Genomic DNA, 21,318 nt, shown 5'->3' on the forward strand with positions numbered 1-21,318 from the left:
GGCTGCTGGTTGTGCCAGCTCGCGGGATGGACGGTTGCGCCCATCGGATGTTTGGGTTGCACCTTTTGTTTTTGGGGGTTGCACACGCCAAAAGCTGTTTTCTGCCGGCCCTGGCCGGTTCTGCTGTCCGACTTTTCGAATAACAAAAACGGATGGCACGCGGCTTGCTGTTGGCTAATCGCCAACATCTGTTGTTTCGCGCGTCACCACAAAAACCTCAGGAGCAAAACTCCATGTCGCAGAAGATTTTCAGAAAAGGCTTTCTGGCCCTGGCGGTAACCGCCGCGATGGGCATGACTTCTCTCGCCCAGGCCGACGTCGTGATCGGCGTCGCCGGCCCGCACACCGGGGCCAACGCCTCCTTCGGCGAGCAATACTGGCGCGGAGCGACCCAGGCCGCCGAGGACATCAACGCCGCCGGCGGCGTCAACGGCGAGAAGATCAAGCTGGTGAAGGCGGACGACGCCTGCGAACCGAAACAGGCCGTGGCCGTGGCCAACCGCCTGGTCGACGAAGACAAGGCGGTGGCGGTGGTCGGCCACTTCTGCTCCTCCTCCACCATCCCCGCCTCCGAGGTCTACGACGAGGCCGGCATCATCGCCATCACCCCCGGCTCGACCAACCCGCAGGTCACCGAGCGCGGCCTCTCCGGCATGTTCCGCATGTGCGGCCGCGACGACCAGCAGGGCATCGTCGCCGGCGACTATATCGTCGACGTGCTCAAGGCCAAGAAGGTCGCGGTCATCCACGACAAGGACACCTACGGCCAGGGCCTGGCCGACGCCACCCGCGCGCAGCTGAACAAGCGCGGCGTGAAGGAGGTGCTGTACGAAGGCCTGACCCGCGGCGAGAAGGACTTCAACGCCCTGGTCACCAAGATCCGCGCTTCCGGCGCCGAGGTCGTCTACTTCGGCGGCCTGCACCCCGAGGCCGGCCCGCTGGTGCGGCAGATGCGCGAACAGGGCCTGACCGCCAAGTTCATGTCCGACGACGGCATCGTCACCGACGAGCTGGTCACCACCGCCGGCGGCCCGCAGTACGTCAAGGGCGTGCTGATGACCTTCGGCGCCGACCCACGGCTGATCCCCGACGGCAAGGCGGTGGTCGAGAAGTTCCGCGCCGGCGGCTTCGAGCCCGAGGGCTACACCCTCTACGCCTACGCCTCGGTGCAGGCCCTGGCGGCCGGCTTCAACGGCGCCGGCAAGACCGACCCGGCGGCCGCTGCCAAGTGGCTGAAGTCGCACCCGGTACAGACCGTGATGGGCAAGAAGGAGTGGGACCAGAAGGGCGACCTGAAAGTCTCCGACTACGTGGTCTACGAATGGGACGACAAGGGCAAGTACCACCAGCTGGACGCTTTCAAGAAGTGATCCCGGCCTGAAGCGCCGACTGCCGGCGCCGCCACGAGCGGCGCCGGCATCCCCGCAGGTCGACGTCGCCCGCTGGCGGTCACGAGCCGCATCAGGCGCGCCGCGTCAGCCTTTTCCTGCCCCGCTTGCGTGAGTATCCAATCGTGGACGGCATCTTTCTCCAGCAAATGATCAACGGGCTGACCCTCGGGTCGGTCTACGGCCTGATCGCCATCGGTTACACGATGGTCTACGGCATCATCGGCATGATCAACTTCGCCCACGGCGAGGTTTACATGGTCTCGGCCTACCTTTCCGCCATCGGCCTGGCGCTGCTGGCCTTCTTCGGCCTGCATTCCTTCCCGCTGCTGATCCTCGGCACGCTGATCTTCACCATCCTGGTCACCGGCGTGTACGGCTGGGTGATCGAGCGCATCGCCTACAAGCCGCTGCGCAACTCCACGCGCCTGGCGCCGCTGATCAGCGCCATCGGCATGTCGCTGATCCTGCAGAACTACGTGCAGCTGGCCCAGGGCCCGCGCCAGCAGGGCGTGCCTACGCTGCTCGAAGGCGCCTTCAAGCTGCACATCGGCGACGGCTGGGTGCAACTGACCTACACCAAGCTGTTCATCCTGCTGGCCTCCTTCGCCGGCATGGCCGTGCTCACCTACGTGATCCAGTACACCAAGCTCGGGCGCATGTGCCGCGCCACCCAGCAGGACCGCAAGATGGCCTCGATCCTGGGCATCAACACCGACCGGGTGATCTCCTACGTGTTCGTCATCGGCGCCGCCATGGCCGCGCTGGCCGGCGTGCTGATCACCATGAACTACGGCACCTTCGACTTCTACGCCGGCTTCATCATCGGCATCAAGGCGTTCACCGCCGCGGTGCTCGGCGGCATCGGCTCGCTGCCCGGGGCCATGCTCGGCGGCCTGATCCTGGGCGTGGCCGAGGCGCAGTTCTCCGGCATGGTCAACACCGACTACAAGGACGTGTTCGCCTTCGGCCTGCTGGTGACCATCCTCATCTTCCGACCGCAAGGACTCCTGGGCCGGCCCCAGGTATCGAAGGTGTGAGCATGGCTACCGCAACCGCTTCCGCCCCGCGCATCGATCTCAAGCAGAGCCTGGTGGACACCGTCCTCGCCGGCCTGGTCGCCCTCATCGTGTTCGGCCCCATCGTCGGCATCGTGCTCGACGGCTACAGCTTCAACCTGCAACCGGTGCGCCTGGCCTGGATGGTCGGCGCGGTCATGGCCGGGCGCCTGGTGCTCAGCCTGTTCCTGCAGACCGCTGCCGGCAGCCGCGTGCTCGACCGCTTCGAGGGCTCCGACTCCGGCATCCAGGTGCTGCCGCCGGGCTACAAGACGCGCCTGCGCTGGATCATCCCGCTGCTGGTGGTGGCCGCCGTGGCGCTGCCGTTCTTCGCCAACAAGTACCTGCTCACCGTGGTCATCCTCGGGCTGATCTACGTGCTGCTGGGCCTGGGCCTGAACATAGTGGTGGGCCTGGCCGGGCTGCTCGACCTGGGCTACGTGGCCTTCTACGCCATCGGCGCCTACGGCCTGGCGCTGGGCTACCAGTACCTGGGCCTGGGCTTCTGGACGGTGCTGCCGCTGGCCGCCATCACCGCGGCCATGGCCGGGGCGCTACTGGGCTTCCCGGTGTTGCGCATGCACGGCGACTACCTGGCCATCGTGACCCTGGGCTTCGGCGAGATCATCCGCCTGGTGCTGAACAACTGGCTGTCCTTCACCGGCGGCCCGAACGGCATGCAGGTGCCGGCGCCGACCTTCTTCGGCCTGGAGTTCGGCCGCCGCGCCAAGGAGGGCGGCACGCCCATCCACGAGTTCCTCGGCATCGATTACAACCAGAACCTCAAGTTCATCTTCATCTACGCGGTGCTGTTCCTGGTGGTGCTGCTGGTGCTGTACGTCAAGCACCGGCTCACGCGCATGCCGGTGGGCCGCGCCTGGGAAGCGCTGCGCGAGGATGAGATCGCCTGCCGCTCGCTGGGCCTGAACCACGTGCTGGTCAAGCTCTCGGCGTTCATGCTCGGGGCTTCCACCGCGGGCCTGGCCGGGGTGTTCTTCGCCAGCTACCAGGGCTTCGTCAACCCATCGTCGTTCACCTTCTTCGAGTCGGCGCTGATCCTCGCCATCGTCGTGCTCGGCGGCATGGGCTCGACCCTCGGGGTGGTGATCGCCGCCTTCGTCCTGACGGTGACGCCGGAACTGCTGCGCAGCTTCGCCGACTACCGCGTGCTGCTGTTCGGCATGCTCATGGTGCTGATGATGATCTGGCGCCCGCGCGGGCTGATCCGCATCAACCGCCGGGGCTTCGCCAAGCGCAAGGGGGTGGCGCCATGAGCGACAAGATTCTCAGCGTCGAGCACCTGATGATGCACTTCGGCGGCATCAAGGCGCTCAACGACGTCAACCTGGACGTGGAGCGCGGCTCCATCACCGCGCTGATCGGCCCCAACGGCGCCGGCAAGACCACCGTGTTCAACTGCCTGACCGGCTTCTACAAGGCCACCGGCGGGAAGATCCTGCTCAACACCCAGGGCACTACCACCGACGTCATCAAGATCCTCGGTCAGCCGTTCCAGGCCGGCGACTTCGTCAACCCGGCGCAGTTCGGCAGCCGCGTGTACTACAAGATGTTCGGCGGCACCCACCTGGTGAACCGCGCGGGGCTGGCGCGCACCTTCCAGAACATCCGCCTGTTCCGCGAAATGTCGGTGGTGGAGAACCTGCTGGTGGCGCAGCACATGTACGTCAACCGCAACCTGGTTTCCGGCATCCTCAACACCCCCGGCTACCGCCGCGCGGAAAGCGACGCGCTGGACCACGCCTTCTACTGGCTGGAAGTGGTCGACCTGGTGGACTGCGCCAACCGCCTGGCCGGCGAGATGTCCTACGGCCAGCAGCGCCGCCTGGAGATCGCCCGGGCCATGTGCACGCGCCCGGAGATCATCTGCCTGGACGAACCGGCCGCCGGCCTCAACCCGGCCGAGACCCAGGCGCTGAGCCGGATCATCCGCTTCCTGCGCGACCACCACGGCATCACCGTGCTGCTCATCGAGCACGACATGGGCATGGTGATGAACATCTCCGACCACATCATCGTGCTCGACCACGGCGACGTGATTGCCCGCGGCCTGCCGGCGGAGATCCGCAGCAACGACAAGGTGATCGCCGCCTACCTGGGCGCAGACGAAGAGGAGGTCGCATGACGGCGCCGATTCTGGAATTCCGTGATGTGGATGTGTTCTACGGGCCGATCCAGGCGCTGAAGAAGGTTTCCCTGACCGTTGGCGAAGGCGAGACGGTGGCGCTGATCGGCGCCAACGGCGCCGGCAAGTCCACCCTGCTGATGTCCATCTTCGGCCAGCCGCGCGCGGCCGCCGGGCAGATTCTCTACCGCGGCCAGGACATCGCCCGGCGCTCGGCGCACTACGTGGCCTCCAACGGCATCGCGCAGTCGCCGGAAGGGCGCCGGGTGTTCCCCGACATGAGCGTGGAGGAGAACCTGCTGATGGGCACCATCCCCATCGGTATGGACCACGCCCAGGAAGACATGCAGCGCATGTTCGAGCTGTTCCCGCGGCTGAAGGAGCGGCGCAACCAGCGCGCCATGACCATGTCCGGCGGCGAGCAGCAGATGCTCGCCATCGCCCGCGCGCTGATGAGCCGGCCCAAGCTGCTGCTGCTCGACGAACCCTCCCTGGGCCTGGCGCCCATCGTGGTCAAGCAGATCTTCCAGACCCTGCGCGAACTGGCGCAGACCGGCATGACGCTGTTCCTCGTCGAGCAGAACGCCAACCACGCCCTCAGGCTCTCCGACCGCGGTTACGTGATGGTCAACGGCGAGATCCGCATGAGCGGCACGGGCGCGGAACTGCTGGGCAACCAGGAGGTGCGCGACGCCTATCTGGGCGGGCACTGACCGCACATCTGCTCTTCGTAGGAGCGAGGGGGACGCCTCGCTCCTACAAGGGCTCGCCTGACTTTATGGGGAGTCTCCATGCACGATGTCCGTTTCCTCACCAACGCCGACGTCGCCGAGCGCCTGGCTTATCCACAACTGATCGAGGCCCTGCGCCAGGGCCTGGCCGACACCTGCGAGGCGCCGGTGCGCGGCTGCCATGCGCTGCCCGATAACGCCACGCTGCTGACCATGCCGGTGTGGCGCCCGGGGCAGGACATCGGCGTCAAGCTGGTCACCGTGTTCCCCGGCAACGGCGCGCGCGGCCTGCCGGCGGTGGCGGCGCTGTTCTGCCTGTTCGACGGCGTCGACGGCCGCCCGCTGGCGCTGCTCGAAGCCTCCGAACTCACCGCCCGGCGCACCGCCTGCACCTCGGCCCTGGCGGCGGACCACCTGGCCCGGCGCGACGCCGAGCGCCTGCTCATCGTCGGCAGCGGCACCCTGGCGCCGCACATGGTGCGCGCCCACGCGGCGGTGCGTGACTACACCGACGTCGCCATCTGGGGCCGGCACCCGTCCAAGGTCGCCGCGCTGGTCGAGCGCCTGGCCGGCGAAGGCTACCCGGTGCGCGCCTGCGAAGACCTCGCCGCAGGCGTGGCCGCGGCCGACACCATCAGCTGCGTGACCACCTCCCGCGAGCCGCTGGTGCGCGGCGAATGGCTGCGCCCGGGCAGTCACCTCGACCTGGTCGGCGCCTTCCTGCCGAGCATGCGCGAGACCGACAGCGAAGCCGTGCGCCGCGCGCGCATCGTCGTCGACACCCGCGAAGGCGCGCTGGAGGAAGCCGGCGACCTGCTGATTCCCCTGGCCGAAGGCGCCATCGCCGAATCGGCCATCCACACCCAGCTCGGCGACCTGCTGCAGGGCCGCGGGCTGCGCCGTGACGACCAGGAAATCACCCTGTTCAAGTCGGTCGGCTACGCCCTGGAAGACCTGATCGCCGCGCGCCTGCTGGTGGAGCAGGGCGGCTAGCGGGTTGTCCACGGAATCTGTTGGGCAAGCTGTGGATAAGCTTGGGAAAGCGGCTCCCGGCCCAGGCGCGCCGTGGGTTGCGCAGCGCTGCCTGAATACTGACCAGGGGCATGGCGCAAGCCGCGAAACATCTGGGCTTCTGCGCCCGTGGCAGGCGCTCGCCAGGCATTGCCGCAAACCGTTTTTGGCTGTGGAACAGCCTGTGGAAAACCTGGGGGAAAACCTCTCCGTCCCGCGTCCCTGGGCACCTGCCGAACTGTTCGGCCATTGTGGACGGCCGCTGTAGCGCCGGCTGGAGGGGCAGGGCTGCTATCCTGCGAAGTCCGACAGAAAAACCGTCAGCAGAGGAATTGGCCCATGACTCCCACCCTGTTCATCACCGGCGCCACCTCCGGCTTCGGCGAAGCCTGCGCCCGCCGTTTCGCCCGCGACGGCTGGTCGCTGGTGATCACCGGCCGCCGCGAAGACCGCCTGCAGGCCCTGGCCAAGGAACTGTCTGCCCAGGCCGAAGTCCTGCCGCTCACCCTCGACGTGCGCGACCGCGCCGCCGTGGCCCGCGCCGTGGACAACCTGCCGGCCGGCTTCGACAAGCTGCGCGCGCTGATCAACAACGCCGGCCTGGCCCTGGGCGCCGACCCGGCGCAGGAGTGCGACCTGGACGACTGGGACACCATGGTCGACACCAACATCAAGGGCCTGATGTACTGCACCCGCCTGCTGCTGCCGCGGCTGATCGCCCACGGCCGCGGCGCCAGCATCCTCAACCTCGGCTCGGTGGCCGGCCAGTGGCCGTACCCCGGCAGCCACGTCTACGGCGCCACCAAGGCCTTCGTCGAACAGTTCTCCCTGAGCCTGCGCTGCGACCTGCAGGGCACCGGCGTGCGCGTCAGCAACCTGGAACCGGGCCTGTGCGAAAGCGAATTCTCCCTGGTGCGCTTCGGCGGCGACCAGGCGCGCTACGACAAGACCTACGCCGGCACCGAGGCACTGCAGCCCGAAGACATCGCCGAGACCATCCACTGGATCGTCAACCAGCCGCCGCACATCAACATCAACAGCCTGGAGATCATGCCGGTGAGCCAGGCCTGGGCGGGGTTCTCGGTGCATCGCAAGGGGTGAGGAGCGCGGGCTCTTGTAGGAGCGAGGGGGACGCCTAGTTCTTGCTCGCGAACGGAGTTTCCCGGTGATTCCTCTGCGTTGGTTTGACTCCGCTCCCTCTCCCTAACCCTCTCCCTGAAGGGAGAGGGGACCGTTCGGAGTGCGCTGATGTTTCGGCGTCAGCCGGCTCGTACCGATTACCCGGCTAACACCAAATTCCTTCTCGGCACGGACAAGCCCCCTCTCCCTTCAGGGAGAGGGCTGGGGAGAGGGGACCGGGGTTGGGGCCAACTGCGGAGCTGCCGGGTAACGCCATTCGCGAGCAAGCTCGCTCCTACGAAAAGCGCCACTCCGCGTTATCATCCGCCAACTCCCCGCCACAAGAGCCCCCTCGATGAGCAAACCAGGCCAACGCGTGCTGGCTGAACTGCGCAAGATGATCGCCTCCGGCGAACTGGCCGCCGGCGAGCGCATCGTCGAGATTCCCACCGCGGAGCGCCTGCAGGTTTCGCGCATGCCGGTGCGCATGGCGTTGCGTGTGCTGGAGCAGGAAGGGCTGCTGGTCAAGGCCGGCAACCGTGGCTACACGGTGCGCGAGGTCACCGAGGACGACATCGCCGGCGCCGTGGAGGTACGCGGCGTGCTGGAAGGACTGGCGGCGCGCCAGGCGGCCGAGCGCGGCATCTCCGAGCAGACGCGGGCGCAGCTCCAGCAGTGCCTGGACGAAGGCGACCGCATTTTCGAAAAGGGCCACGTGCTGCCCGAGGACCTGGAGGCGTATCACAGCCTCAACATGCGCTTCCACCAGGCGATCATCGAGGCCAGCGGCAACCGCGCCATCGCCGAGGCCCTGGCGCGCAACGACTACCTGCCGTTCGCCTCGGTCAGCTCGCTGGCGGTGGACCGCGACAACCTGCCCCGCGAATACCAGCGCTTCAACTTCGCCCACATGCAGCACCACGCCGCCTACGACGCCCTGGTCAACGGCCAGGGCGCCCGCGCCGAGGCGATCATGCGTGAGCATGCCAACGCTACCCTGCGTTACGCCGAGTACTTCCATCCGCCGCGGGAGGGTGTGGCGGTGCTGAAGAAGTCCACTGCTGCGGAAAAAGACCGGTCGTAGGACCAACCAGCTGTGCCGAGATGCTTTTCGTAGGAGCGAGCTTGCTCGCGAACGGGCTTCACCATTGTGCCTGGCCCGAAGAGCGCCCTCTCCCTAACCCTCTCCCTGAAGGGAGAGGGGACCGTTCGGAGCGCTTGGATGCTCTGGAGTTCGCCGGATGCTGTGGTACCCGGCTGAAACCTTGCCTTCAGCCGGCACGGACAAGCCCCCTCTCCCTTCAGGGAGAGGGCTGGGGAGAGGGGACGGAGTCAAACCGAAACACCCAAGCCGCCTGGAAACTCCCTTCGCGAGTTCAAGCTCGCTCCTACAGATCCAACACCAACCGCGCACTCCGCGACCGCGAGCAACAAGGCGTGAACTGGTCATTGGCAGCCTGCTCATCCTCGGTCAGGTACTGGTCACGATGCTCCGGCACCCCTTCCAACACCCGCGTCAGGCAGGTGCCGCAGATACCCTGCTCACACGCCACCTGCACCTCCACCCCGACACCGCGCAGCGCCTCCACCACACTCTGCCCATCCTCCACGCGCACCACCTGCCCGCTGCTCGCCAACTGCACCTCGAAGGCTTCCCCGCCCACGTCCGGCTCGGCGCCGAAGTACTCGCGATGCAGGCGCGACTCGTCCCAGCCCAGGGCCCGCGCACTGTCCAGCACGTGCTCCATGAAGCCCGCCGGGCCGCAGGTGTACAACTGCGCATCGCCCGCCTGCGCCGCCAGCAACGTCGCCACGTCCAGGCGCCGCGCCGGCTCGCCGTTATCGAAGTGGCAATGCACGCGGGTGGCGAAGGCGGACTGCGCCAGGTACTCGACGAAGGCCGCCTGCTGCGCCGAGCGCGCGCAGTAGTGCAGTTCGAAGTCGGCGCCGCTGCGCGCAAGCTGCTCGGCCATGCTCAGCAGCGGGGTGATGCCGATGCCGCCGGCCAGCAGCAGGCGCCTTCCCGGGCCTTCGGCGAGGGGGAAGAGGTTGCGTGGTTCGCCGATGCGCAGCGGCTGCCCGGCCTGCAGTTCGTGCACCGCGCGGGAGCCGCCGCGCGAGTCGGCGCAGCGCAGCACGGCGATGCGGTAGCGGTGGGTTTCCTCCGGCGCGTTGCACAGCGAGTACTGGCGCACCAGCCCGCCCGGCAGGTGCAGGTCGATGTGCGCGCCGGCGCTGAAGGCGGGCAGGGGGCCGGCGTCGGGGCGGGCCAGTTCGAGGCTGAGGATGTCCGGGGTTTCCCGCTGCACGCGGGTGATGACGACGTCTAGCACGGTGGCGGTCTCACGCTTGGCCGGCCTCGCGGGCCGGCTCTGGGATGGGGCTCAGGCGCTGGCGATGAGCGCGGCGGCGGGTTGCTGTTGCTCGGCCGCGCAGAGGCGTTCGAGGATGCGCCGCGACTGCACGCCGCCGGCGTCGATATTCAGCTTCAACAACTGCCGCTGCGGATGGCGCAGCAGGTTCTGCTGCTGCTGTTCGAGCATCTCCAGGTCCTCGCCGAAGATCTTCCCCTGGCCCTCGCGGATGGTCGCGGTAAGCGCCGCGTCCTGCGGCTGGAAGTTGCGCGCCATGCCCCAGAAGTACCAGATGGAGGTCTCGCTCTCCGGGGTGATGAAGTCGACCACGATGCTCGCCGCCTTGTGCTGCGCCGGGGCGTGGTAGCCGCCGTGGCCGGCGTGGGCCACGCCCACTTCGATCAGCACGTGGCTGGGCGGGGTGAAGCGGCAGATCTGCCAGCGGTCCACCGGCACGTCGTCGGCCAGGCCGTTGCCGCGCAGGGCCAGGCGCCAGAAGGGCGGGGCCATGACGTTCTGCATATGCCGCTCGGTGATCACTTCCTCGCCTTCCACGCGGGTCTTGGGCGCGGCTTCGTCGATCTCCTTCTGGCCGATGCTGTTGGCGTGCACGTAGGTCTCGTGGGTGAGGTCCATGAGGTTGTCGATCATCAGCCGGTAGTCGCACTGGATGTGGTACAGGCCGCCGCCGTAGGCCCAGTCCGGGTTGTCGGCCCATTCCAGGTGGTGGATCAGAGCCGGGTCGGCCTGCGCGGCATCGCCCGGCCACACCCAGATGAAGCCGTAGCGCTCTTCCACGGCGAACTTGCGGATCGCCGGGAAGCCGCGCACGCGCTGGCCGGGCATGGACTCGGTGTGGCCTTCGCAGCCCATGGCCAGGCCGTGGTAGCCGCAGATCAGCTTGCCGTCCTCGACGAAGCCCAGCGACAGCGGCGCGCCGCGGTGCGGGCAGAAGTCCTCCAGTGCCGCCACGCGGCCTTCGGGGCCGCGGTAGAAGACCATCTTTTCGCCGCAGACCTGCCGGCCCAGGGGCTTGTCGGCGATCTCGTCGGGGGTGCAGGCGACGTACCAGGCGTTCTTCGGGAACATGGGGCGATCCTCATCTTGTGGTTTTTATTGGATCCAATGGTTGGCTTCGAGCGGAAAGCCTGTCAACCGTGGTGGTCGAAAAATAATCAGTTCGATAATCGAACGAATTCCGAATTCAAGCTGAAGGCTCCGTAAAGTCTGGATCTTGGTGTCGTAAAGGCTGTGGGATCTGTGGTTTCCGTCAGCCCATTCCGTGATTTTGGGATCCAATGGGGGCTTGTGCTCGGGATCCACCGCTGCCAGGGTGTGCGCCAACCAAGCCTCCACAACAAGAACAAGAGGAACCCGCCATGCCGTGCGCCCAGCCCCGAACCTCCGCCCGCCGGAGGTGCGCCCATGAATCGTGACCTGCGCCATGCCCTCGACCAGGGCCCGATGAACCGCTTCCAGTGGACGGCCATCGGCATCTGCATCCTGCTCAACATGATCGACGGCTTCGACGTGCTGGTGATGGCCTTCACCGCCGCCTCGGTCTCCGCCGAGTGGAGCCTGAACGGCGCCCAGGTCGGCCTGCTGCTCAGCGCCGGGCTGTTCGGCATGGCCGCCGGCTCGCTGTTCATCGCCCCGCGCGCCGACCGCTTCGGGCGCCGCCCGCTGATCCTCTTCTGCCTGCTGCTGTGCGGCCTCGGCATGCTGTTCTCGGCCCTGGCCCAGAGCCCGACGCAACTGGCCCTGCTGCGCGGCTTCACCGGCCTTGGCATCGGCGGCATCCTCGCCAGCAGCAACGTGATCGCCGCCGAATACGCCAACCGCCGCTGGCGCCCCCTGGCGGTCAGCCTGCAGTCCACCGGCTACGCCCTGGGCGCCACCTTCGGCGGCCTGCTGGCGGTGTGGCTGATCGGCCACTGGGGCTGGCGCTCGGTGTTCCTGGCCGGCGGCCTGATCTCCCTGGCGGCCATCCCGCTGGTGCTGGCGGGCCTGCCCGAATCCCTGGACTTCCTCCTCGCCCGCCGCCCGGCCAACGCCCTGGCGCGGGTCAACGGCCTGGCCCGGCGCCTGGGCCTGGACAGCCTGGATGCGCTGCCCGAAGCCCGCTCGCGCAATGCCTCCGGCGTGGCGATGCTGCAACTGCTGGCCCCCACGCTGCGCCGCTCGACGCTGCTGATCTGGCTGCTGTTCTTCCTCGCCATGTTCGGCTTCTACTTCATCATGAGCTGGACGCCCAAGCTGCTCACCGCCGCCGGCCTCACCGCGCAGCAGGGCATCACCGGTGGCGTGCTGCTGAGCATCGGCGGCATCTTCGGCGCGGCCCTGGTCGGCGCGCTCTCGGCGCGCGTGCCGCTGGCGCGGGTGCTGCAGGGCTTCATGCTGGTCACCGCGGCGCTGCTGGTGCTGTTCCTCGGCTCGGCCTCGTCACTGGCCGCCGCGCTTGGCCTGGGGCTGCTCATCGGGCTGTTCGCCAACGGCTGCATCGCCGGGCTCTACGCGCTGTCGCCGCTGATCTACCCGGCCGGCGTGCGCGCCACCGGGGTGGGCTGGGCGATCGGCGTCGGCCGACTGGGTGCCATCCTCTCGCCCACCGTGGCCGGGCTGCTGCTGGACGACGGCTGGCAACCGCTGCACCTGTACGGCGTGTTCGCCGTGGTCTTCGCCGCCGCCGCCCTGGTGCTGCTGGGCCTGCGCCCGGCGGCGCCGGCCGGCGAGCCACTGGCCGCGCACTGAGGGCGCCTCAATGCTGCCCTTGGAGGATCGCGTCGGCGATGGCGCTGCGGAACCACTCCAGCGCCGCCGACTGCTCGCTGCTCGCGCGCCAGTGCAGGGACACCTCGAACGCCGGCACGGCGAAGGGCAGCTCGAGCATCTTCAGCCCGCCCTCGGCGACGAACATGCGGGCGATCTGCGCCGGCAGGATGGTCAGCAGGTCGGTGCCGGGGATGATCTTCGGCAGCACCGAGAAGTGCGGCACGCGCAGGGCGATGCGGCGCTCCAGTTTCATCGCCTGGAGCACGTCCTCGGCGATGCCGTGGCCGGAGGTGCGCGTCACCACCACGTGGCGTTCGGCGAGGTAGCCGGCCAGCTCCAGGCGTTCGCCGATGCGCGGGTGGTCGGCGCTGAGCAGGCACACGTAGCGCTCCTGGATCAGCACCCGGCTGCGGCTGCCGGGCACCGCCTGGCGGCAGATGGCGGTGTCCACCTTGCCGCTGGCCAGCCAGTCGCCCACCTCGTCCACCTGCAGCGGCAGCACTTCCACCTCGGCCAGCGGCGCCTCGCGGTTCAGCCGCGCCAGGATCAGCGGCAGGAAGCCCAGCTCGCCCAGGTCCGACAGGGCGATGCGGAAGCGCCGCTCGGTGGTGGCCGGGTCGAACTGGCGGGTGCTCTGCACCGCGCCCTCGATGCGCGTCAGCGCCTCGCGCAGGGTGGCGTACAGCTGCTCGGCGACGAAGGTCGGCTGGATGCCGTCGCGGCTGCGGCTGAACAGCGGGTCGTCGAACAGCTCGCGCAGCCGCGCCAGGGCGTAGCTCACCGAGGGCTGGGTGACGAACAGGCGCTCGGCGGCCGCGGTCACGCTGCCGGCCTCGTAGAGGGTGACGAAGGTGCGGATCAGATTGAGGTCGATCTGGGCCATGGTAGTCACATAGATGGTTTTTATTTTCGATAGAGAGACTATCGATTTGATCGATTATCAGGCCGCTGCGACAGTAGCGCAAACCCAAGAACGAGCCTGAAGGGCCAGCATGAAAACCGTCCATTGCGCTTCCTACGACATCCTCCGTCGCCACGGCCTGACCACCATCTTCGGCAACCCCGGTTCCAACGAGTTGCCGTTCCTCAAGGACTTCCCCGCGGACTTCCGCTACATCCTCGGCCTGCACGAAGGCGCGGTGGTCGGCATGGCCGACGGCTTCGCCCTGGCCAGCGGCAAGCCGGCCTTCGTCAACCTGCACGCCGCCGCCGGCACCGGCAACGGCATGGGCGCGCTGACCAACGCCTGGTACAGCCACAGCCCGCTGGTGATCAGCGCCGGCCAGCAGGTACGCTCGATGATCGGCGTGGAGGCCATGCTGGCCAACGTCGAGGCGCCGCAGCTACCCAAGCCGCTGGTGAAGTGGAGCGCCGAGCCGGCCTGCGCCCAGGACGTGCCGCGCGCGCTGAGCCAGGCCATCCACATGGCTAACCTGGCGCCCAAGGCCCCGGTGTACCTGTCGATTCCCTACGACGACTGGGCGCAGCCGGCGCCGGCCGGCGTCGAGCACCTGGCTGCGCGCAACGTGGCCAGCGCCGGGCTGCCTTCGCCGGCGCAACTGGGCGAGCTGGCCGGGCGCCTGTCGCGGGCGCGCAACCCGGTGCTGGTGCTGGGGCCGGACGTCGATGGCGCCCGCGCCAACCCGCTGGCCGTGCAACTGGCGGAGAAGCTGCGCATGCCGGCCTGGGTCGCGCCCTCGGCCTCGCGCTGCCCGTTCCCCACGCGCCACCCGTGCTTCCGCGGCGTGCTGCCGGCGGCCATCGCCGGCATCTCGCAACGGCTCGCCGGGCACGACCTGATCCTGGTGGTGGGCGCCCCGGTGTTCCGCTACCACCAGTTCGCCCCGGGCGACTACCTGCCCGCCGGCGCCGAGCTGGTGCACATCACCTGCGACCCCGGCGAGGCCGCCCGCGCGCCCATGGGCGATGCCCTGGTCGGCGACATCTTCCTCACCCTCGAAGCCCTGGTGGAAGCCGTTCGCCCCAGCGCGCGGCCGATGCCCGAAGCCCTGCCGCGCCCGGCGCCGCGCGCCGACGAAGCGGGCCCGCTGCACCCGGAAACCGTGTTCGACGTGATCGACGAACTGGCTCCGGACGACGCCATCTTCGTCAAGGAATCCACCTCCACCGTGACCGCCTTCTGGCAGCGCGTGCAGATGCGTGAGCCGGGCAGCTATTTCTTCCCGGCCGCCGGCGGCCTGGGCTTCGGCCTGCCGGCGGCGGTCGGCGTGCAGCTGGCGCAACCGCAGCGGCGGGTGATCGGCATCATCGGCGACGGCTCGGCCAACTACGGCATCACCGCCCTCTGGACCGCCGCGCAATACCGCATCCCGGCGGTGTTCATCATCCTCAAGAACGGCACCTACGGCGCGCTGCGCTGGTTCGCCGGGGTGCTCGACGTGCCCGACGCCCCCGGCCTGGACGTGCCCGGCCTGGACTTCTGCCAGCTCGGCCGCGGCTACGGCGTGCGCTCGGTGCAGGCCGCCGACGCCGCCAGCCTGCGCGCGGAACTGGCCCGCGCCCTGGCCGGCGACGAGCCGGTGCTGATCGAGGTGCCCACCCTGACCATCGAGCCCTGAGGGCCCGACTTACCGACCGCAGCTCGCGGCCACGCCACAACAATAAGAACGAGGTGGATATGAATACGACTACCGTCAGTGAGACGCTGGAGGCTGCCGGCCAGCACTCGAACCGCCCTGCGGCCAGCGCCGACATCGGTACCCTGCTGGACGAAGGCCCCTTCACCCGGATGCAGAAGATCGTGGTGCTGCTGGCCGCGCTGTCCATCGTGCTGGACGGCTTCGACGGCCAGCTCATCGGCTTCGCCATCCCGATGATGATCGCCGAGTGGGGCATCAGCCGCGAGGCCTTCGCCCCGGCGGTGGCCGCCGGGCTGATCGGCATGGGCATCGGCAGCGCCTGCGCCGGCCTGTTCGCCGACCGCTTCGGGCGGCGCATGGCAGTCATCGCCAGCGTCTTCGTGTTCGGCTCGGCGACCTGCGCCATCGGCCTGGCCCCGGATGCCCTGACGGTGGCGCTGCTGCGCTTCGTCGCCGGGCTGGGCATCGGCGGCGCGCTGCCCAGCGCCACCACCATGACCGCCGAATTCACCCCGGCGCGGCGGCGCACCCTGGCGGTGACCGCGACCATCGTCTGCGTGCCCCTGGGCGGCATGCTGGCGGGCTTCTTCGCTTCGCACATCCTGCCGCTATACGGCTGGCGCACGCTGTTCTTCGCCGGCGGCGCGCTGCCGCTGGTGCTGGGCTTCCTGCTGCTGGCGACGCTGCCGGAGTCGCCGCGCTTCCTGGCGCGCCGGCCGCAGCGCTGGGGCGAACTGGGCCGCCTGCTCGGGCGCATGCAACGGCCCATGCCCGAGGGCGCGCGCTACACCGATTCTCTGGAACAGGCGCGGGAGAAACGCGCCGGCTTCCGCGCCCTGTTCGACCTCGGCTACGGGCGTGACACCGTTGCCGTCTGGGTGGCCTTCTTCATGTGCCTGACCGCCGTCTACAGCGCCTTCAGCTGGCTGCCGACCATGCTCCAGGCCGAAGGCCTGTCGCTGGCCGTGGCCGGTTCCGGGCTGACCGCCTACAACCTGGGCGGCGTGATAGGCGCGCTGGTCTGCGCCGTGGCCATGACCCGCTGGGGCTCCTACTGGCCGCTGCTGCTGTGCTGCCTGGGCGGCGCCGCCAGCGCCTTCGCCATGCAACTGGTGGACGTGAACCAGCATGCCAGCCTGCTGATCTTCGGCTTCGGCGTGCACGGCCTGTTCGTGAATGCCGTGCAGTCCACGCTCTATGCCCTGTGCGCCTTCATCTACCCCACCGGCGTGCGGGCGACCGGCACCGCCTCGGCCCTGGCCTTCGGCCGCCTGGGCGCCATTCTCAGCGCCTTCGCCGGGGCCAGCGTCATCACCCTGAGCGGCGCGCACGGCTACCTGACGCTGCTGGGCACGGTGATGGTGGCGGCGATGATCGCCCTGATGCTGGTGCGCCGGCACATTCCCCGGCGCGCGCCGGGGCTGTCTTGAAACGGCTCACGAGCGGGAGGTCGATCCGATGAGCGAATGCAGCATTACCCACGTCAGCATCCTTGGCGCCGGCGCCATGGGCTCGCTGTTCGGCGGCCTGCTGGCCGAAAGCGGCCGGCGGGTGACCCTGCTGGACATCAACGATGCGCACCTGGCGGCCATCCGCGAACAGGGCCTGCGCCTGGTCACCGACAGCGGCGACCGGCGCATCCGAGGGCTGGCGGCCTGCCGCCCGGAACAGGCCAGCGGGCACCCGGACCTGTTGCTGGTGTTCACCAAGACCTTGCACACCGAGCAGGCCTTGGCCAGCGTAGCGCAGCATATCGGCGGGCACACGCGGGTGCTGTCGCTGCAGAACGGCCTGGGCAACGCCGAGACGCTGTGCCGCCACGTCGCGCCGGAGCAGGTGTTGATCGGCATGACCACCTGGCCCGCAGACCTGCATGGCCCCGGCCATGTCGAGTCCCACGGCCTCGGCGTGGTGCGGGTCTTCTCGGCGGACGGTGTCGAACGCCCGGCCTGCGCGGAGGTCGCGGCCGTGCTGGATGCGGCGGGCCTGCGCTGCGTGGCGGATGCGGACGTGTGGGCGGCGATCTGGGAGAAGGTCGCGTTCAACGCCGCGCTGAACAGCCTGTGCGCCGTCACCGGTTGCGCGGTGGGGCAACTGGCGGCCGTGCCGCAAGGCCCCGAACTGGCCCGCGCCGTGGCGCAGGAGGTGCTGGCCGTGGCCCGCGCCGAGGGCATCGCCGTGGACCCCCGGCACTGCCTGGCGAGCGTGGCCGACGCCATCGCCCAGCACCGCACGCACAAGCCCTCGATGCTGCAGGACGTGCTGGCGGGGCGGCCCACGGAGATCGGTTCGATCAACGGCGAAGTGGTGGCCCGCGCCCGCCGGGCGGGCATCGCCGTGCCGCGCACGGAAATGCTGCTCGGGCTGTTGCGCCTGGTGGAGGCGCGCGCCCGCGAAGCCGCCGCCGCGAGCGGACCCTTGGTATGAACCCCATCTTTCAAGGAGCTTTGTCATGAGCGATGCCAACACCCCCTACACCGACTTCCACCTGCAACCCCTCGCCGGCGAATGGCGCACCGGCGGCGCCGGCAAGGTGCTGCGCGACAGCAACCCCTACGACGGCAGCCTGCTGGCGGAAATCCCCCAGGCCAGCCGCGAGGACCTGGATGCCACCTACCGCAAGGCCGCCGAAGCGCAGCCGGCCTGGGCCGCGCTGCCGCCGGCGGAGCGCGCCGCGCTGCTCCACCGGGTGGTGGAGGTGTTCGACCGGCGCCGCGAGGAGATCATCGACTGGATCGTCCGCGAGTCCGGCAGCACCCGCCTGAAGGCCACCCTGGAATGGGGCGCGGCGCGGGGCATCACCCTGGAGTCGGCGTCCTTCCCCAGCCGCGTGCACGGGCGCATCGTCGACTCCAACATCCCCGGCAAGGAGAGCCGCGTGTACCGCAGCGCCATCGGCGTGGTCGGCGTCATCAGCCCGTGGAACTTCCCGCTGCACCTCACCCAGCGCTCGCTGGCCCCGGCCCTGGCGCTGGGCAACGCGGTGGTGGTCAAGCCGGCCAGCGACACCCCGGTGTGCGGCGGCCTGCTGCTGGCGCGCATCTTCGAGGAAGCCGGGCTGCCGGCCGGCGTGCTCGGCGTGGTGGTCGGCGCCGGCTGCGAGATCGGCGACGCCTTCGTCGAGCACCCGGTGCCGGGCCTGGTGACCTTCACCGGCTCCACCCCGGTGGGGCGCAACATCGGGCGCATCGCCAGCGGCGGCGCGCACCTCAAGCACGTGGCCCTGGAGCTGGGCGGCAACAGCCCCTTCGTGGTGCTGGAGGACGCCGACCTGGAGCAGGCAGTGAACGCCGCGGTGTTCGGCAAGTTCCTGCACCAGGGGCAGATCTGCATGGCGATCAACCGCATCATCGTGGTCGACGCGCTGTACGACGCCTTCGCCGAACGCTTCGTCGAGCGCGTGAAGCAGGTGAAGGTCGGCGACCCGCAGTCGATGGAGACCGCCATCGGCCCGATCATCAACGCCCGCCAGCTCGAAGGCCTGCTGGAGAAGGTTGCCCTGGCCCGCCGCGAAGGCGCCAGGCCGCTGTACGAAGGCGGCGTGCAGGGCCAACTGCTGGCGCCCCACGTGTACGGCGAGGTCGGCCCGGACATGGAGATCGCCCGCGACGAAATCTTCGGCCCGCTGATCGGCCTGCTGCGCGCCCGCGACGAAGCCCACGCCCTGGAGCTGGCCAACGCCAGCGAGTACGGCCTGTCCAGCGCCGTGTTCAGCCGCGACCTGGAACGCGGCGTGGCCTTCGCCCGCAAGGTCCGCGCGGGCATGACCCACGTGAACGACATCCCGGTCAACGACGAGGCCAACGCGCCCTTCGGCGGCGAGAAGAACTCCGGCCTGGGCCGCTTCAACGGCGACTGGGCGATAGACGAATTCACCCGCGACCACTGGGTGAGCGTGCAACGGGAGGCGCGCCACTACCCGTTCTGATCGCCTAGCCGGTTCTGCCACCCACCCCGCCCAGGGCGCGCTCACACGGACGCGCCGCGGGCCGCTGCACCCCGAAAAAAACGGAGAACAATAACAATGCAAAACCGTCACACCGCCGTATTGCCGTCCCTCGCCTGCGTGGCCCTGCCGCTGTTGTGCGCGCCCGCACTGGCCGAGGAGGGCGGCTTCTTCGAGGATTCGCGCACCGACCTGGTGCTGCGCAACTACGCATTCAACCGCGACTTCCGCGACCACAGCGCCGGCAAGAGCCTGATCAACGAATGGGCCCAGGGCTTCATCCTCAAGTTCAGCTCCGGTTACACCCGCGGGCCGCTGGGCTTCGGCGTGGATGCCATGGGCCTGTACGGCGTGAAGCTGAACAGCAGCCGCGAGCAGAGCGGCTCGGAACTGCTGCCGGTGCACGACGACGGCAAGGCTGCCGACGAATACGGGCGCGTGGCGGTGGCGGCCAAGCTGCGGCTGTCGGCCGGCGAGCTGAAGCTCGGCGAGATGCTGCCGGACGTGCCGGTGCTGCGCTACGACGATGGCCGCCTGCTGCCGCAGACCTTCCGCGGCGCGGCGCTGGTGTCCCGCGAGTGGGCCGGGGTGAGCCTGTACGGCGGGCGCTACGACCAGGTCAGCCTGCGCAATTCGGCGGACATGCAGGACCTGTCGTCCTGGTCGGCGCCGACGGCCAAGTCCGATGCCTTCAACTACGCCGGCGGCGAATACCGCTTCAACGACCAGCGCACCCTGGTCGGCGCCTGGTACGCGCAACTGGAGGACATCTACACCCAGCGCTACTTCAACCTGCTGCACAAGCAGCCGGTGGGCGACTGGGTGCTGGGCGCCAACCTCGGCCTGTTCTTCGACCGCGACGACGGCCGCGCCCTGGCCGGCGACATCGACAGCCACACCGCCTATGCGCTGCTCTCGGCCAACCATGGCGGGCATACCCTCTACCTCGGCCTGCAGAAGGTCGGCGGCGAGGGTGGCTGGCAGTCGGTCTACGGCAGCAGCGGCAGGACCATGGGCAACGACATGTTCAACGGCAACTTCACCAATGAGGACGAGCGCTCCTGGCAACTGCGCTACGACTACGACTTCGCCGCGATGGGCGTGCCCGGCCTGGTGAGCATGGTGCGCTACGGCAAGGGCGACAACGCCACCACCAAGGTGGGCCGCGGCGGCAAGGAATGGGAGCGTGACCTGGAGCTGGGCTACACCGTGCAGAGCGGGCCGCTGAAGAAGCTCAACGTGCGCGTCAACCATGGCAGCAACCGGCGCAGCTTCAACAGCGATTTCGACCAGACGCGGGTGATCTTCAACTACCCCATTTCGCTCTGACGGATCGGTGCGTATGGCTCGCTCCTACGAAGAGCCTTAGCGCCGTCGTAGGATGGCGTTGAGCGAAGCGATACCCATCACCGTGACCGCATGGGTTTCGCAAGCTCAACCCATCCTACGAAGAGCACCATGGCTTCGTCCCATGCTCATTTCCATGTAGGAGCGCGCCCTGCGCGCGAATCGCGGGCAGGGCCCGCTACAGGCTGCTGGGAGGCACGGTATTCCTCCCCCGTAGGAGCGGACTCCGTCCGCGATTCTCAATCCGGATTCGCGATCAACCCGCCAGCAACCACACCCCGGCACCCGCCGAGGCCAGGCCCGCCACGCGCACCAACGGCGCCGCAGCCTGCGGCAGGAAGCGCACCAGCGCATAGCCCGCGGCATGCAGCGCAGCAGTGGCGCAGACGAAGCCGGCGGCGTAGGCCCAGGGGCTGGACAGCTCCGGCAGCTCCAGGCCGTGGGCGATGCCGTGGGCCAGGGCGAAGAGCGCGGTCACGGCCATGGCCAGCGGCAGCGGCGGGCGCACCGCCAGGGCCACGCACAGGCCCAGGGCGAGCACCGAGGCGGCGATGCCGGTCTCGACGAAGGGCAGTTGCACGCCGTCGAAGCCGAGCAGGCCGCCGAGCAGCATGGCGCCGACGAAGGTGCAGGGCAGCGCCAGGCGCGCCGCGCCCCGTTGCTGGGCGGCCCAGAGGCCAACGGCGAACATCGCCAGCAGGTGGTCGAGGCCGGTCAGCGGGTGCAGCACGCCGGCGGCCAGGCCGTGCTCGCCGTGGCCGGGGTGGGCGAAGGCGAGGGCCGGGGCGAGGCACAGCGCCAGGGCGAAGAGGCTTTTGCGCAGGGACATGGGGGACTCCTTGTGGGTTG

18 protein-coding genes are annotated in these 21,318 nt (G+C 69.0%); 14 read left to right on the top strand and 4 right to left on the bottom strand.

The window, feature by feature from the left end; all coding sequences use genetic code 11:
- The first annotated feature begins 233 nt into the window (after positions 1-233).
- The 8 genes from PM1_RS02295 to PM1_RS02330 all read left to right on the top strand — a co-directional run bounded on the left by PM1_RS02295 (position 234) and on the right by PM1_RS02330 (position 8,534).
- Complete coding sequence (locus tag PM1_RS02295) at positions 234-1,370, top strand: branched-chain amino acid ABC transporter substrate-binding protein (RefSeq protein ID WP_009613410.1); 1,137 nt, start codon at positions 234-236, stop codon at positions 1,368-1,370.
- A gap of 143 nt (positions 1,371-1,513) precedes the next feature.
- A complete protein-coding gene (locus PM1_RS02300; RefSeq protein WP_009613409.1) occupies positions 1,514-2,428 on the top strand; it encodes an ABC transporter permease subunit in 915 nt (304 codons plus the stop codon).
- 2 nt (positions 2,429-2,430) lie between these two features.
- Positions 2,431-3,720, top strand: coding sequence for a high-affinity branched-chain amino acid ABC transporter permease LivM (gene livM / locus PM1_RS02305; RefSeq protein ID WP_009613408.1), 1,290 nt, complete (start codon positions 2,431-2,433; stop codon positions 3,718-3,720).
- A complete protein-coding gene (locus tag PM1_RS02310; RefSeq protein WP_009613407.1) occupies positions 3,717-4,589 on the top strand; it encodes an ATP-binding cassette domain-containing protein in 873 nt (290 codons plus the stop codon). Before livM ends, PM1_RS02310 begins: the two co-directional genes overlap by 4 nt.
- Positions 4,586-5,302 carry an ABC transporter ATP-binding protein gene (locus tag PM1_RS02315; protein ID WP_009613406.1) on the top strand — a complete coding sequence of 239 codons (717 nt, stop codon included), beginning with the start codon at positions 4,586-4,588 and terminating at the stop codon, positions 5,300-5,302. The genes PM1_RS02310 and PM1_RS02315 overlap by 4 nt, the downstream gene beginning before the upstream one ends.
- Before the next feature lie 78 nt (positions 5,303-5,380).
- On the top strand, positions 5,381-6,313 hold the full coding sequence (locus PM1_RS02320) for an ornithine cyclodeaminase family protein (protein ID WP_009613405.1): 933 nt from the start codon (positions 5,381-5,383) through the stop codon (positions 6,311-6,313).
- 357 nt (positions 6,314-6,670) lie between these two features.
- On the top strand, positions 6,671-7,432 hold the full coding sequence (locus tag PM1_RS02325) for an SDR family oxidoreductase (RefSeq protein WP_009613404.1): 762 nt from the start codon (positions 6,671-6,673) through the stop codon (positions 7,430-7,432).
- A gap of 373 nt (positions 7,433-7,805) precedes the next feature.
- Positions 7,806-8,534, top strand: coding sequence for a GntR family transcriptional regulator (locus tag PM1_RS02330; RefSeq protein WP_009613403.1), 729 nt, complete (start codon positions 7,806-7,808; stop codon positions 8,532-8,534).
- 304 nt (positions 8,535-8,838) lie between these two features.
- On the opposite strand, the gene PM1_RS02335 is transcribed toward PM1_RS02330, so the two are convergent.
- Together PM1_RS02335 and PM1_RS02340 are read right to left on the bottom strand one after the other, a co-directional pair.
- Positions 8,839-9,783: a PDR/VanB family oxidoreductase gene (locus PM1_RS02335; protein ID WP_009613402.1), complete on the bottom strand. Its 945-nt coding sequence runs from the start codon at positions 9,781-9,783 to the stop codon at positions 8,839-8,841.
- A 51-nt stretch (positions 9,784-9,834) separates the two neighbouring features.
- On the bottom strand, positions 9,835-10,893 hold the full coding sequence (locus PM1_RS02340; RefSeq protein WP_009613400.1) for an aromatic ring-hydroxylating oxygenase subunit alpha: 1,059 nt from the start codon (positions 10,891-10,893) through the stop codon (positions 9,835-9,837).
- 336 nt (positions 10,894-11,229) lie between these two features.
- Here PM1_RS02340 and PM1_RS02345 point away from each other — a divergent pair, with 336 nt between their 5' ends.
- Complete coding sequence (locus PM1_RS02345; protein ID WP_009613398.1) at positions 11,230-12,555, top strand: MFS transporter; 1,326 nt, start codon at positions 11,230-11,232, stop codon at positions 12,553-12,555.
- 7 nt (positions 12,556-12,562) lie between these two features.
- Here PM1_RS02345 and PM1_RS02350 read toward each other — a convergent pair whose 3' ends face one another.
- Complete coding sequence (locus PM1_RS02350) at positions 12,563-13,459, bottom strand: LysR family transcriptional regulator (RefSeq protein ID WP_009613397.1); 897 nt, start codon at positions 13,457-13,459, stop codon at positions 12,563-12,565.
- A 109-nt stretch (positions 13,460-13,568) separates the two neighbouring features.
- On the opposite strand from PM1_RS02350, the gene mdlC reads away from it, so the two are divergent.
- The 5 genes from mdlC to PM1_RS02375 all read left to right on the top strand — a co-directional run bounded on the left by mdlC (position 13,569) and on the right by PM1_RS02375 (position 20,451).
- Positions 13,569-15,155 carry a benzoylformate decarboxylase gene (gene mdlC / locus PM1_RS02355; protein ID WP_009613396.1) on the top strand — a complete coding sequence of 529 codons (1,587 nt, stop codon included), beginning with the start codon at positions 13,569-13,571 and terminating at the stop codon, positions 15,153-15,155.
- A gap of 59 nt (positions 15,156-15,214) precedes the next feature.
- The gene (locus tag PM1_RS02360) at positions 15,215-16,606 is read left to right on the top strand and encodes an MFS transporter (protein WP_009613395.1); all 1,392 of its coding nucleotides are present in this window, start codon (positions 15,215-15,217) and stop codon (positions 16,604-16,606) included.
- Positions 16,607-16,634: 28 nt separating this feature from the next.
- Positions 16,635-17,603: a ketopantoate reductase family protein gene (locus PM1_RS02365; RefSeq protein ID WP_009613394.1), complete on the top strand. Its 969-nt coding sequence runs from the start codon at positions 16,635-16,637 to the stop codon at positions 17,601-17,603.
- 25 nt (positions 17,604-17,628) lie between these two features.
- Complete coding sequence (locus PM1_RS02370) at positions 17,629-19,104, top strand: aldehyde dehydrogenase family protein (protein ID WP_009613393.1); 1,476 nt, start codon at positions 17,629-17,631, stop codon at positions 19,102-19,104.
- Positions 19,105-19,200: 96 nt separating this feature from the next.
- Positions 19,201-20,451 (top strand): OprD family porin, encoded by a 1,251-nt coding sequence (locus tag PM1_RS02375; protein WP_009613392.1) that lies wholly within the window; start codon positions 19,201-19,203, stop codon positions 20,449-20,451.
- 274 nt (positions 20,452-20,725) lie between these two features.
- On the opposite strand, the gene PM1_RS02380 is transcribed toward PM1_RS02375, so the two are convergent.
- Positions 20,726-21,298 (bottom strand): HupE/UreJ family protein, encoded by a 573-nt coding sequence (locus tag PM1_RS02380; RefSeq protein ID WP_009613391.1) that lies wholly within the window; start codon positions 21,296-21,298, stop codon positions 20,726-20,728.
- Between the last annotated feature and the right edge of the window lie 20 nt (positions 21,299-21,318).

Source organism: Pseudomonas sp. M1, from assembly GCF_022760135.1.
GTDB lineage: Bacteria > Pseudomonadota > Gammaproteobacteria > Pseudomonadales > Pseudomonadaceae > Pseudomonas > Pseudomonas citronellolis.

What these genes read in the sequence shown, in the direction of transcription:
- PM1_RS02295 (WP_009613410.1), top strand. Translation starts at nt 234, where the DNA reads ATGTCGCAGAAGATTTTCAGAAAAGGCTTTCTGGCCCTGGCGGTAACC.
- livM (WP_009613408.1), top strand. Translation starts at nt 2,431, where the DNA reads ATGGCTACCGCAACCGCTTCCGCCCCGCGCATCGATCTCAAGCAGAGC.
- PM1_RS02310 (WP_009613407.1), top strand. Translation starts at nt 3,717, where the DNA reads ATGAGCGACAAGATTCTCAGCGTCGAGCACCTGATGATGCACTTCGGC.
- PM1_RS02315 (WP_009613406.1), top strand. Translation starts at nt 4,586, where the DNA reads ATGACGGCGCCGATTCTGGAATTCCGTGATGTGGATGTGTTCTACGGG.
- PM1_RS02320 (WP_009613405.1), top strand. Translation starts at nt 5,381, where the DNA reads ATGCACGATGTCCGTTTCCTCACCAACGCCGACGTCGCCGAGCGCCTG.
- PM1_RS02325 (WP_009613404.1), top strand. Translation starts at nt 6,671, where the DNA reads ATGACTCCCACCCTGTTCATCACCGGCGCCACCTCCGGCTTCGGCGAA.
- PM1_RS02330 (WP_009613403.1), top strand. Translation starts at nt 7,806, where the DNA reads ATGAGCAAACCAGGCCAACGCGTGCTGGCTGAACTGCGCAAGATGATC.
- PM1_RS02340 (WP_009613400.1), bottom strand. Translation starts at nt 10,893, where the DNA reads ATGTTCCCGAAGAACGCCTGGTACGTCGCCTGCACCCCCGACGAGATC.
- PM1_RS02345 (WP_009613398.1), top strand. Translation starts at nt 11,230, where the DNA reads ATGAATCGTGACCTGCGCCATGCCCTCGACCAGGGCCCGATGAACCGC.
- PM1_RS02350 (WP_009613397.1), bottom strand. Translation starts at nt 13,459, where the DNA reads ATGGCCCAGATCGACCTCAATCTGATCCGCACCTTCGTCACCCTCTAC.
- mdlC (WP_009613396.1), top strand. Translation starts at nt 13,569, where the DNA reads ATGAAAACCGTCCATTGCGCTTCCTACGACATCCTCCGTCGCCACGGC.
- PM1_RS02360 (WP_009613395.1), top strand. Translation starts at nt 15,215, where the DNA reads ATGAATACGACTACCGTCAGTGAGACGCTGGAGGCTGCCGGCCAGCAC.
- PM1_RS02365 (WP_009613394.1), top strand. Translation starts at nt 16,635, where the DNA reads ATGAGCGAATGCAGCATTACCCACGTCAGCATCCTTGGCGCCGGCGCC.
- PM1_RS02370 (WP_009613393.1), top strand. Translation starts at nt 17,629, where the DNA reads ATGAGCGATGCCAACACCCCCTACACCGACTTCCACCTGCAACCCCTC.
- PM1_RS02375 (WP_009613392.1), top strand. Translation starts at nt 19,201, where the DNA reads ATGCAAAACCGTCACACCGCCGTATTGCCGTCCCTCGCCTGCGTGGCC.
- PM1_RS02380 (WP_009613391.1), bottom strand. Translation starts at nt 21,298, where the DNA reads ATGTCCCTGCGCAAAAGCCTCTTCGCCCTGGCGCTGTGCCTCGCCCCG.